13 protein-coding genes are annotated in these 12,229 nt (G+C 60.4%); 12 read left to right on the top strand and 1 reads right to left on the bottom strand.

What is annotated here, in order from left to right:
* Positions 1-91: 91 nt before the first annotated feature.
* From DevBK_RS04645 to DevBK_RS04605, 9 genes are all read left to right on the top strand, one after another.
* On the top strand, positions 92-370 hold the full coding sequence (locus tag DevBK_RS04645) for a DUF3572 family protein (protein ID WP_061911467.1): 279 nt from the start codon (positions 92-94) through the stop codon (positions 368-370).
* 9 nt (positions 371-379) lie between these two features.
* Entirely contained in the window at positions 380-1,708 is a 1,329-nt protein-coding gene (locus tag DevBK_RS04640; protein WP_317184622.1) for a DNA polymerase IV, read from the top strand.
* A complete protein-coding gene (locus tag DevBK_RS04635) occupies positions 1,705-2,163 on the top strand; it encodes a RidA family protein (RefSeq protein WP_062630315.1) in 459 nt (152 codons plus the stop codon). The genes DevBK_RS04640 and DevBK_RS04635 overlap by 4 nt, the downstream gene beginning before the upstream one ends.
* Before the next feature lie 72 nt (positions 2,164-2,235).
* Complete coding sequence (locus DevBK_RS04630) at positions 2,236-3,000, top strand: glycerophosphodiester phosphodiesterase family protein (RefSeq protein WP_317184621.1); 765 nt, start codon at positions 2,236-2,238, stop codon at positions 2,998-3,000.
* Positions 2,987-4,159, top strand: a complete 1,173-nt coding sequence (locus DevBK_RS04625) for a GNAT family N-acetyltransferase (protein ID WP_410494039.1) — start codon at positions 2,987-2,989, stop codon at positions 4,157-4,159. Before DevBK_RS04630 ends, DevBK_RS04625 begins: the two co-directional genes overlap by 14 nt.
* A gap of 59 nt (positions 4,160-4,218) precedes the next feature.
* A complete protein-coding gene (locus tag DevBK_RS04620) occupies positions 4,219-5,346 on the top strand; it encodes a hypothetical protein (protein WP_317184620.1) in 1,128 nt (375 codons plus the stop codon).
* 9 nt (positions 5,347-5,355) lie between these two features.
* On the top strand, positions 5,356-5,775 hold the full coding sequence (locus tag DevBK_RS04615) for an HIT family protein (protein ID WP_410494038.1): 420 nt from the start codon (positions 5,356-5,358) through the stop codon (positions 5,773-5,775).
* A gap of 143 nt (positions 5,776-5,918) precedes the next feature.
* Positions 5,919-6,632, top strand: coding sequence for a transcriptional repressor LexA (lexA, locus tag DevBK_RS04610; RefSeq protein ID WP_062630320.1), 714 nt, complete (start codon positions 5,919-5,921; stop codon positions 6,630-6,632).
* On the top strand, positions 6,632-7,012 hold the full coding sequence (locus DevBK_RS04605; protein ID WP_317184618.1) for a nuclear transport factor 2 family protein: 381 nt from the start codon (positions 6,632-6,634) through the stop codon (positions 7,010-7,012). The genes lexA and DevBK_RS04605 overlap by 1 nt, the downstream gene beginning before the upstream one ends.
* A gap of 715 nt (positions 7,013-7,727) precedes the next feature.
* Here DevBK_RS04605 and DevBK_RS04600 read toward each other — a convergent pair.
* The gene (locus DevBK_RS04600) at positions 7,728-9,533 is read right to left on the bottom strand and encodes an IlvD/Edd family dehydratase (RefSeq protein ID WP_317184617.1); all 1,806 of its coding nucleotides are present in this window, start codon (positions 9,531-9,533) and stop codon (positions 7,728-7,730) included.
* Positions 9,534-9,816: 283 nt separating this feature from the next.
* Here DevBK_RS04600 and DevBK_RS04595 point away from each other — a divergent pair, with 283 nt between their 5' ends.
* The 3 genes from DevBK_RS04595 to DevBK_RS04585 are packed head-to-tail and all read left to right on the top strand — an operon-like array spanning position 9,817 to position 12,225.
* Complete coding sequence (locus DevBK_RS04595; RefSeq protein WP_317184616.1) at positions 9,817-10,728, top strand: 2-dehydro-3-deoxygalactonokinase; 912 nt, start codon at positions 9,817-9,819, stop codon at positions 10,726-10,728.
* Between the two features lie 13 nt (positions 10,729-10,741).
* A complete protein-coding gene (locus tag DevBK_RS04590; protein WP_317184615.1) occupies positions 10,742-11,353 on the top strand; it encodes a 2-dehydro-3-deoxy-6-phosphogalactonate aldolase in 612 nt (203 codons plus the stop codon).
* Positions 11,350-12,225: an SMP-30/gluconolactonase/LRE family protein gene (locus DevBK_RS04585; RefSeq protein WP_317184614.1), complete on the top strand. Its 876-nt coding sequence runs from the start codon at positions 11,350-11,352 to the stop codon at positions 12,223-12,225. Before DevBK_RS04590 ends, DevBK_RS04585 begins: the two co-directional genes overlap by 4 nt.
* Positions 12,226-12,229: the final 4 nt, after the last annotated feature.

Here is a 12,229-nt window from a genome sequence, read left to right as displayed (position 1 = left end):
GATTATCCGGCCATATATCCACGGCTCTTCGCTTCCCCGAATGCATGGGGTAACATTGAAACCGTTACAAAACCTCAAATGAGGCCTTTCCGTGCCCCTCGCCAAACCGTCAACGCCCGATCTCGCCACGGTTGCTGACGCCTGCCTCGGTTATCTTGCCGAAAATCCTGAAGAGCTGCTAGCTTTCATGCAGTTTGCCGGGTTCGATCCGCAGTCGCTTCGACAGGCCGTCGGCACCAAGCGCCTGCAAACCGGCCTCATCGATTACTTTGCCTCAAACGAACCGATTCTTCTCGCGCTCTGTGCCAATGCCGGCATAACGCCGGAATCGTTCATGCATCTTTGGCACAAGCTCAATCCAAGCGGATAACGCGGCACGATGGATTGGCTCTGCCGCGATTGTCTGAACTTTGGATCGACAGCGCCTGAACCGCGCCGCTGTCCGAAATGCGGTTCGCCCCGCATTCGCAGTCACGCGGAGCTTTTGAGCCTCTCCATCGCCCACGTCGATTGCGACGCGTTCTACGCTTCAGTCGAAAAGCGGGACGACCCGAGCCTGCGCGACCGTCCTCTCATCATCGGCGGCGGCACGCGGGGCGTTGTTTCCACCTGTTGCTACATTGCCCGCCAGTTCGGCGTGCGCTCCGCAATGCCCATGTTCAAGGCGCGTGAACTCTGCCCCGACGCCGTAATCATCAAGCCGAACATGGCCAAGTATGTCGATGTCAGCCGGCAAATCCGCCGCCACATGGATGCCTTGACCCCACTCGTCGAACCCATCTCCATCGACGAAGCCTTCATGGATCTGACGGGCACCGAAAAGGTCCACAAAGCCGCCCCGGCTCTGACATTGGCGCGTTTTTCGCGCGCCATCGAGGAAGAGATCGGCGTTTCGATCTCAGTCGGTCTCAGCCACAATAAATTCCTCGCCAAGGTCGCCTCAGATCTCGATAAGCCACGCGGATTTGCCGTCATCGGTGCCGCTGAAACCCTGTCTTTCCTCGCGCCAAGGCCGATCAGCCTAATCTACGGCGTTGGCAAGGTGTTCTCCGAAACGCTCAAGAAAGACGGCTATCACACCATCGGCCAGCTTCAGCAGGAAGACCCGGTGCAGCTCATGCGGCTCTATGGAGAATCAGGCGCGCGCCTTGCACGGCTGTCGCAAGGCCAGGACAGTCGCCGGGTCTCTATCGATGGAGAAATGAAGACCGTCTCATCCGAAACGACCTTTAATCGCGACCTCGCGACACTCGAAGAATTATCGACCGAACTTCTTAAATGCAGCGAACGCCTGTCTGAGCGGCTGAAAAGAAAGTCGCTCGTTGGCGACACAGTGACGCTCAAGCTCAAGACCACGGGATTTAAGTTGCGCACGCGGGCGAGACACCTGATGATGCCGACACAGCTTGCAAACGTCCTCTACGAAGCCGGCCTGACCCTGTTGCAGCGTGAAGCGGACGGAACGTCCTTTCGCTTGATTGGCATCGGTGTCTCGGGTCTCGATGCGGCAGATGGGTCTGACCCCAGCGACCTTCTGGAACCACAAGTGGCCCGGAAGGCTGCAGCGGAACGGGCCATGGACCGCGTCCGATCCCGCTTCGGCCGCACGGCGGTCGTTCGCGGCAAGCTTTACACCAACCGGTCCGAAACTCTTTCGGCTCCGGCATCCGAAGAAGAAGCAGAAGACCTGGAAGGTAAGACCAGATGACCGATCCGATCCAAAAGCTCCGCGAATATGGCTATGAGCTGCCAGCCGCCAAGGCGCCTGTCGCCAGCTATGTCCCCGTTACCCGCAGCGGCAATCTGATCTATGTGTCAGGCCAGATTTCGATTGGCGAAGCCGGCGTCGTCGAGGGGCGCCTTGGCGACACGATGAATGTGCAGCAGGGCGGCAATGCTGCCGAACTCGCCATTCTCAACGTTCTCGCACACATCGTCCACACGGCTGGCGTTCAGCTCCAGGACATCAAGAAAATCTTGAAGCTCACGGTTCTCGTGTGTTCCGCCGATGACTTCACAGAACAGCACCTTGTCGCCAATGGCGCTTCGAACCTGCTCGTCGCCATCCTCGGCGAAAATGGCAAGCATGCCCGCGCAGCTTTCGGCGTCACCTCCCTGCCCTTTGGCGCTGCCGTAGAAATCGACGCGGTCGTGGAAGTCTAAGCCGAACTGCAATCACACTGTCACGGAGGCGTGCGAACCCCACGCCTCCACTCTCGCTGGCAGACTTTCACCATGACCGAACCGCTCTTTCCCCGCCCCGTCGCCCATCGTGGCCTCCATGATCGCGCCAACGGCGTCATTGAAAACAGCGCCAGCGCCTTTGCCGCCGCTATTGCGGGCAACTTTGCCATTGAGTGCGACCTGCAACTGACCAGCGATGGCCATGCGGTGGTCTTCCACGACGAAAAGCTTGAGCGCCTGACCGGCGAAACCGGCCTCGTCAGCGACCGCACCATCGCTGAAATGACCGCGATGACGCTCCTAGACAGCGCCGCCGGCGATCGTCCGCAGACCCTCGACGCCTTTCTCGAGCAGATCGCTGGCCGCGCCCTCCTTCAGATCGAGCTCAAGCACCAGCCGACCAAGGAAGCCACTCAGCGCCTTGCCCGCGTCGCCACTGACGCCCTGGCGAAATATGCCGGCCCCGTCACCGTCGAATCATTTGATCCCAAGCTTATCACCCTCATCCGCGACTACGGCTTCTCCGGTCCGCGCGGCATCATCACCTATGACTATGAGGGAGAGGACTACCCTCCGGAGATCACCGAAGACGAGCGCTACACAATGCGCCACCTTCTCCACTGGCATGAGACGCAGTTCGACTTCATCTCTTGCGACAAGAACGCCCTGACCCTGCCCGCGATCACCTTTTGGCGCGCGCTCGGCAAGCCCGTGACCGCCTGGACGATCCGGTCTAAGGTTGAAGCAGAGGCCGCGCGCCCCTACATCGACCAGATCGTGTTCGAAGGGTTCAACCCGGACAGTGTCTCCCAATAATCTGACTGCCACCATTCATCCCACAACGGCATCCATCGGGGCCGACGTGTGGAACGCACTCGTGCCGGGCACCGATGGCGTGCCCGACAATCCGTTCCTCGACTTCGCTTTTTTCCGCGCGCTCGAAGAATCAGGCTGCGCCACCGGCCGTACCGGCTGGCAACCGCAACACGTCGTGGTTTCGGAAGGCGACACGCCCGTCGGCCTTTTGCCGCTGTTCCTCAAATCCCATTCCATGGGCGAATACGTCTTCGACCATGGCTGGGCCCAGGCCCTCGAGCGCGCCGGCGGGCATTATTATCCCAAGCTCCAGGGTTCAGTGCCCTTCACGCCCGCAACCGCCCCAAAGCTCCTGGTCCCGTCCGACAGAATCGAGATCAAAACCGCACTCCTCGAAACGGCGCAGCAGCTCGCCTTGCAGCGCAACGCTTCGTCGGTGCACCTCACCTTTCTGCCCGATGAAGATGCCGACATTGCCGAAGCAACTGGCTGGCTTGGCCGCGTCGACACTCAATTCCATTGGCACAACCAGGGCTTTGCGACCTTCGAAGATTTTCTCGAAACGCTATCCTCGCGCAAGCGCAAGACCATCCGCCGAGAACGCCGCGATGCGCTTGCTGATGGCTTGACCGTCAAATGGCTGCGGGGCGATGAAATCAAGGAGCATCACTGGGACGCCTTCTTCGATTTTTATGAAGACACCGGCGCGCGCAAATGGGGCCAGCCTTACCTCAACCGGAAATTTTTCTCGCTCCTTGGCCAGTATATGGCCGATCGGATCGTGCTGATCTTCGCCTACGATGGCGACGAACCCATTGCCGGGGCCATCAATTTCATCGGCAGGGATCGCCTCTACGGTCGCAATTGGGGCTCGACGCGCGAAGTCCCCTTTCTCCATTTCGAGATCTGCTACTATCAGGCCATCGACTTTGCCATCGCCCACAAGCTTGCGGTCGTAGAGGCCGGCGCACAAGGCGAACACAAGCTGGCGCGCGGCTACACTCCCGTCACCACCCACTCCGTTCACTGGATCGCTCACGCGGGTTTACGCGACGCGGTAGCGGATTATCTCGAGGCGGAACGTCCCGCCGTCGAGCGGGAACAAGAGGCGCTTGAAGGGTTTACGCCATACCGGCGCGGCGATCGGCAGGAGCGTTAGCCCCAGCCGATCGATTGTGCTAGACAGCGCGCATCAAGTGATCAGGAGACCCGGGACTAATGGATTTGTGGGATGTCGTAGCCTTCATTCTCGAAGCCCTTCTCGTCTTCGTAGTGGCAACGACCCTGTTCGACACCCTGCACTGGCTGCTGCACCGCTGGGAAAATTCCGAGATCCCGCTGCTGCGCACCTTCTCGTCCTGGCACTGGGTCCACCATAAATTCCTTGGCCTCGATATGCAGGTCAATCCGGCCTATGCCCGCCAGAATATCTGGTTTCACGTCCTGCCCGAATACTTTACCTCGATGGCCGCAATCGCGCTGTTCCTCCTGGCGCTGCCCTGGCAGCCCGTGGCCGTCGTTGCCGTCATCCGCACGGTCATGTTCGCCCTGACCCTTCGCGAGGAAGGGCTCGACTACAATCACATGTCGATGGACCGCGTGGGCGGCAAACAGGGCCTCTTGTGGGTAAACAACAATTACCACGCGATGCACCACGTCTATCCGCACAATTTCTTCTCGTCCTTTGCCAACACCTTTGATCTCCTGGTCGGCACCACCTGCCAGATTGCTGGCCGGCGCTTCCTCATCACCGGCGCAAGCGGCGCCTTCGGCTCGGCCATGGTCAAAGCACTCGAAAAGCGGGGCGGCATTGTCGAAACGGCAAAGTCCGGCGTCGATTTCACCGCCGGAAATTACGCCGCGATGGACGAAAAGCTCGCGCGCGCCGACGTTCTGATCCTTTCGCACGGCGCCAAAACGGACGATTGCTGGAACGCCAATTACGTCACGTTTCGCGACCTGATCGAGCGCTTCACCCTCATGGGCAAGGATAGGCTCCTCGCGCCGGAGGTCTGGGCGCTCGGCTCCGAGGTCGAATTTCACGGCGATATGGGCATGGATGAATTGCGCGATTATTCCAGTTCGAAGCGCGCCTTCGCTGCCCGCGCCCGCCACTATTATCGCTCCGACGACCTCATCTATCGCCACATTGTCCCCTCCTCCTTCACCTCCGCCATGGGCAAGGGCGCGATGTCGGCGGAAACGGCGGTCGGCATCGCTCTCTTCTTCATCACCCGCGGCTTCAAATATGTACCGGTGACCCTTACCGGCCTTGCCGTCCTCAATTTCTTCCGCTTCCGATATGCCAACAATGCCGGCGACGAAGCGCTCGCCGCTGCCGAATAATCCGAGGCTTTGATGACCTACGACCCAACCAATATCTTCGCCAAAATCCTCAAGGGCGAACTACCTTGCCACAAGGTCTACGAGGACGACACGGCCCTCGTCATGCTCGACATTTTTCCGCAGTCCAAGGGTCACACCCTCGTAATTCCCAAGGCCCCATCGCGTAACCTTCTCGATGCCGATCCCGCGGCCCTTTCGGCGGTGATGCCGCTCGTCCAACGCGTCGCCAAGGCCCTGCAGACTGTAACGAAAGCCGACGGCATCCGCCTCGCCCAGTTCAACGAGGCCCCGGCTGGCCAGACCGTCTTTCATCTCCATTTCCATCTGATCCCTGCCTACGAGGGCACCGCCCTCGGCGCCCATGCCAGCGGCCGTGCTGACGACGCCGAACTCGCCCAACTGGCGAAAGACCTCGCCGCCGTGCTCTAGTCTTGCCGCTGACGCGACGTCTTCCGGCGAAAGCGAGAATCTCTACTGCGCCTCTATTTGGCAAAGATGGGAGACTCTTGCGGAACATAGACGGAACACATATAGTCGTTCCGTATCCGTTCCGATTCTAGGGCTCACCGGCGATGCTGACGCGCAAACAACACGAATTGCTGATGTTCATCCACGAACGGATGAAGGAAAGCGGCATTCCCCCATCCTTCGACGAAATGAAGGATGCGCTGGATTTAGCGTCGAAGTCAGGCATCCATCGGTTGATCACTGCGCTCGAAGAGCGTGGCTTCATCCGCCGCCTGCCCAACCGGGCGAGAGCCCTCGAGGTCGTCAAGCTGCCGGATTCCATGAACCCATCCCTCGGCGGGCGCAAAGCCAAGTTTGAACCGTCGGTTATCGAAGGCAGCCTCGGAAAAGTTAGCGCGCCCCAGCCACGCGGTATCGCCGCCGAGGATTATGCCCGACCGATCTCCATTCCCGTCATGGGGCGCATCGCTGCCGGTACGCCCATCGAGGCGATCCAGACTCATTCCCACACCATTCAGGTCCCGCCTGAAATGCTTGGCGCGGGCGAACACTATGCGTTGGAAGTCCGCGGCGACTCCATGATCGACGCCGGCATTTTCGATGGCGACACGGTCGTTATCAAAAAACAGGATCAGGCCAGCACTGGAGAAATCATCGTCGCCTTGGTCGATGACGAAGAGGCCACCCTCAAACGCCTCCGGCGCAAGGGCAACACTATCGCACTCGAAGCTGCCAACCCGGCCTACGAGACCCGCATCTTCCCGCCGGATCGCGTGAAAGTTCAAGGCCGCCTCGTCGGCCTCCTCCGCAAATACTAATGCCCGGCGCCGCCACACCCAAAACGGTGATGGCGGCTTATGCCGACCTGATCAACCATCACGACTTTTCATTGCTGGTCCCGCTGATCGATTCCGATGCAGTCTTCTGGTTCAGTTCAGGCAGTTTCACCGGCATCGATGCCATTCGCAGTGCCTTCGAACGAACATGGCAGCGTCTTGAGAACGAGACGTACTGGCTTGAAGACCTCACCTGGATCGCGGACGGCGACACGGCAGCGAGCTGCACCTATCGGTTCTGTTGGCGCGCTGTGGTCGATGGCAAAGACGCCGAAGGATCAGGACGAGGCACCACGGTGCTCGCCAAGCGCGGTGATGCTTGGCGCATCATCCACGAACATCTAAGCTCTTATCCGGATTGAGCGTGACATTCTTTAGTCTCGATCGCGTTTCTACGCCGAGTGCGATTAGCCTGCAGCAGCGGATTTCATATCTCAGCGGTGAAAAGGGCTGTCACTTAGGCAAACTCGATGCGTCCCTCCTCCTACTAATGGCTTCGATCCGGCCGCAGGCAAAATTGCGCCAGTGGCGCAACTTCAGGAGAGAGGGCCATGAGGGCTATGCCCGAATGGCAAGCTAGGTGGGGTAAACCCCAAAACCCCAAAATACTTATCCATCTTCTCCCCGCTCCCCAAAACCTCGCCCATACTCTCCCCATTCCGCCAGTCACACGGCTCCCACGCAGGGTCGGGCGGAATGGCCGGTGGATGGGGGCGCCTATCCGGGCGGGGAGTTGAAATACGGCAGCCGCGACCGAAATAACGTTCGCGCCTGATCCCGGACCTGCTGCAAACTCCGGATCCTGTGACCGGCGGCCTTTGGCTCCCAATGTCTAAACAGGTAGAGCCAATGGCCGCCCGTCACCGTGAAAAACCGTCAGCCAAAAAAAAGGCCGGGCGGCACTCTGTGCTGCCCGGCCTTTAACTCGGTCACCGAAGGATTGGCCGGTAGTCGGCCTAGGCTGAGGCGAAAATGTCGGTCTCTGAGAACCGGCGCGCAGCGTACATCAGTACGTGAGCACCGGAAGCGCAAGAGACCGGCATTTGCAGACCAGCATCGGCCGAATGACGGTCGATCCTAGTGGTTATCCCTTGGCAGGCCTTCTGTCTGCGCAATCCGCTGGTACTTTTCAGCCGGTTTCAGGATCGCGCCTTCGCCGAGCTGGCCGACGATACCGCGCTGGATTTCCTGCCACGGCGTCTGGTGCTTGGGATACTTGTAGCCGCCTTCAGCCTCGAGCGCCGCGCGACGGGTCGCGATTTCTTCGGCCGAGATCAGGATATCGGCTTCGCCCTTGTTCAGATCGATGCGGACGCGGTCACCAGTCTTGAGGATCGCAAGGTTACCGCCTGCAGCTGCTTCCGGAGACGCATTGAGGATAGAAGGCGAACCCGACGTGCCTGACTGACGGCCGTCACCGATACAGGCGAGCGAATGGATGCCCTTCTTGATGAGGTAGGCCGGCGGCCGCATGTTGACGACTTCTGCCGCACCCGGATAGCCGATCGGACCAGCGCCGCGCATGAAGAGCAGCGTGTTTTCGTCGATATCGAGCGCCGGATCGTCGATGCGGTGGTGATAGTCCTCAGGGCCATCGAACACCACCGCCTTGCCTTCGAACATGCCGGGATGCTCGGGATTGGCGAGGTAGCGCTCACGGAACTCGGACGAGATCACGCTGGTCTTCATGATCGCGCTGTCAAAGAGATTGCCGCGCAGCACGAGGAAGCCGGCATCCACCTTGAGCGGATTGTCGAAGTGGCGGATGACCTTATCGTCCTGGATCGTCGTGTTGCGGCAATTCTCGCCAATGGTCTTGCCGTTGACGGTCGGAGCGTTCTCGCGAATGAGACCCTGCTTCATCAGCTCGTTTACCACCGCCGGCACACCGCCGGCATGGTAGTAATCTTCGCCGAGATATTCGCCAGCCGGCTGCAGGTTCACCAAGAGCGGCACCTTGTGGCCGTAGGTCTGGAAGTCCTGCAGTTCCAGCTCGACGCCGATATGCTTGGCGATGGCCTGGATATGGATCGGCGCATTGGTCGAGCCACCGATCGCCGAATTGACGACGATGGTGTTGATGAAGTTGTCCTTAGTCAGGATGTCCGAGGGTTTCAGATCCTCGTGCACCATGTCGACGATGCGCTTGCCGGTCCGGTAGGCCATTTCCTGGCGGTCGCGATACGGCGCGGGAATAGCTGCCGAGCCCGGCAACTGCATGCCGAGCGACTCGGCCAGCGAGTTCATCGTCGTCGCCGTACCCATCGTGTTGCAATAGCCGGTCGACGGCGCCGACGACGCGACGAGTTCAATGAACTGCGCATAGTCGATCTCGCCCGCCGCCATCATCTGGCGCGCCTTCCAGACGATCGTGCCGGAACCCGTGCGTTCGCCCTTGTGCCAGCCATTGAGCATGGGCCCGACCGACAGCGCGATCGCCGGGATGTTCACGGTCGCCGCGCCCATCAGCATGGCCGGGGTCGTCTTGTCGCAACCAATGGTCAGCACCACGCCATCAAGCGGGTAGCCATAAAGCACTTCGACGAGGCCGAGATAGGCGAGGTTGCGGTCAAGGCCCGCGGTCGGGCGCTTGCCGGTTTCCTGGATCGGATGCACCGGGAATTCGATGGCGATACCGCCAGCTTCGCGAATGCCCTCACGCACGCGCTCGGCCAGCACCATGTGGTGACGGTTGCAGGGGCTGAGGTCCGAACCGGTCTGCGCAATGCCGATGATCGGCTTGCCCGACTGAAGTTCTTCGCGCGAGACGCCGAAATTCATATAGCGCTCGAGATAAAGCGCGGTCATGTCCGGGTTTTCGGGATTGTCGAACCATGCGCGCGAACGCAGCTTCTTCGGAGCGCCGCTGTTATCAGTCGTCATCGTCAAATTCCTTATCCGTCCGCAGCGCGCGGACCGTGGGCCTTGCTGGTTGCCGTTTTAGCACGGCAAGCGCCGCTGTGAACGGCTCCCATCGAAAAAATCATACAATTGATTTGGGTGGGGTAACAGGGGGCATATGTGCCGGAACGCTCTGAAAATCTTACCAATCGCGGAGAACACATTTGAGCTCTCCGATAGCCCCTGCGCTGATGGCCCTGTTCATGGGCCGAGAACCCAATTAGGGTCGCGCCGCATTGTGTAGGCGGTCGTCGAGGAGGCTTGTTTGAGCGAATCTGTTGCCTGGATTGCGGTCGATTGGGGCACGTCCAATTTGCGCGGCTGGACCCTCGATCACGCTGGAAATGTCCTTGCCTCGCGCAGTTCGCCAAAAGGCATGGGCAAGCTGACGCGCGAAGAATTTCCCGCCGCACTTTCAGAATTGCTCGCCGATATTCCCCTGACGGAAAAGACCGACGTTGTCGTTTGCGGCATGGCCGGCGCCCGCCAGGGCTGGCTCGAAGCGCCCTATCTAGAAGCGCCGACGGACCTCTCCGGCCTCATTCGGGGCGCCGTCCATCCCGATAGCGGCTCCGACAAATTTAACGTCTCCATCCTGCCCGGCGTCTGCCAAAGGCAAGGCGGCGACAACGTCATGCGTGGCGAAGAAACCCAGCTCCTCGGGCTCGCAGCCACCCTGCCCGGCTATTCCGGCCTCGTCTGTATGCCCGGCACACATTCGAAATGGGCGCTGCTCGACGGCACGAAAATCGAGCATTTTACGACGGCCATGACCGGCGAAATGTTCGAATTGCTCTCCACCCAATCCGTGCTGCGCCATTCGCTCACCGGCGATCAAAACGGCCCTGAGCGCAATGATGGCTTTTCTGCCGGTGCGCGAGATGGCCTCGAGCGGCCCGCTGATCTCCTCGGCCAATTGTTCCGCGTCCGCGCCAGCGCGCTGGTTTCCGGCCGCTCACCCGCCTGGTGCGCCGGCTATCTCTCGGGCCTTTTGATCGGCACCGAAATTGCCGCCAATCGCCACCAGATCGGTAACGAGCCGGTGCCGCTTATCGGCTCGCACGTTCTCTGCTCGCTTTATGGCCAGGTGCTCGAAATGGCCGGTGCCGCCGGCCGTCCCGTCGATGCCACCGCCGTCGTCCTCGCCGGCCTTAAGGCCGCCCGCGCCGCCGCTTGAAGGAAAACTCCCTATGTCCCACCGCCACATCATTGCCATCCTGCGCGGCATCACCAATGACGAAGCCGTCCCGGTCTGCACAACCCTCGTCGAGGCCGGTATCACGCTGATAGAAGTGCCGCTCAATTCGCCCAACGCCATCGAGAGCATTTCGCGCGCCGCCAAGGCGCTGGGCGACCGCGCCGAGATCGGGGCCGGCACTGTTCTCACGGAAGAAAATGTCCGCGCTGTCGCAGCAGCCGGCGGCACCTTCATCGTCTCGCCCGATACCAATGAAACCGTCATCGCCGAAACTGTGCGTCTCGGCCTCAAATCCTATCCCGGCGTCTTCTCGCCCAGCGACGCCTTCAAGGCGATCCGCACCGGTGCAACCGGCCTCAAATTCTTCCCCGCCGAAGTCTTGGGCTCCAAGGGCATCAAGGCCATGAAAGCGGTTCTGCCGCCTGCCCTGCCGCTCTACGCCGTCGGTGGCGCCAATCCCGACAATTTCGACGAGTTCTTCGCCGTCGGCTGCGCCGGCTTCGGCCTCGGAACTTATATTTACAAACCCGGCATGAGCGTAGCCGACGTCGCCGAGCGCGCCGCTACCGCCGTCGCCGCCTATGACAAGGGAGCCAAGGCATGACCGAAACGGCACGTCTTCTCATCGACAGCAAATCCGAACTGGGCGAAGGCCCGTTCTGGCACGCCGCCCGCCAGCAGCTCTTCTGGTTCGATATCAATGAGCAGTCCCTGTTCGCCGCCAATGCAAGCGGCGAAATAGAGGACAGCTGGCTCTTCAACGAAACGGTAACCGCGGCCGCCATCGTCGACGAACACAACCTCGTCCTCGCCACCGAAAACGGCCTGATCGAATTCGATCTCAATGTCGGCGGCATCAACCGCCTGATCGACATCGAGCGCGATAATGAAGCCAATCGCAGCAACGATTGTCGCGTGCATCCCTCCGGTGCTTTCTGGATCGGCACCATGGTCAAGGAAGAGGGCCCCAAAGAGGGCTCGGTCTATCATTACCGCGCCGGCAAGCTGACCAAGATCATCGAAAACGTCGCCATCCCCAACGCGACCTGCTTCTCGCCCGATGGCAAGACCGCCTATTTCACCGATACGCCGACCAAGAAAATCCTGAAATGCGCGACCGATCCCGAAACTGGCCTGCCGGCGGGCGAATGGGAACTTTTCGCTGACGTATCCGAAGGCCGCGGCTGGCCCGACGGCGCCGTGGTCGACAGCGAAGGCTATCTCTGGAACGCCAAATGGGGCGGCAATTGCGTCGTCCGCCATGCGCCGGACGGATCGATCGACCGCATCATCGAAGTACCCGTCAGCCAGGTCACCTGCCCCGCTTTTGGCGGCAAGGATCTCAAGACGCTCTTCATCACCACGGCCGCCAAGACCCTAGGCGCCGAGCAACTGGCCGAGGAAAAAGTCGCCGGTGGCGTCTTTGCCATCGACCTCGACGTCGCCGGTCAGCCTGAACCCAAAATCGTAATCTGAGCTC

It is taken from the genome of Devosia sp. BK, assembly GCF_032907385.1.
Classification (GTDB): Bacteria; Pseudomonadota; Alphaproteobacteria; order Rhizobiales; family Devosiaceae; genus Devosia.
The sequence above is the reverse complement of the archived record's forward strand: the minus strand, read 5'-3'. Positions and strand labels throughout refer to the sequence as shown.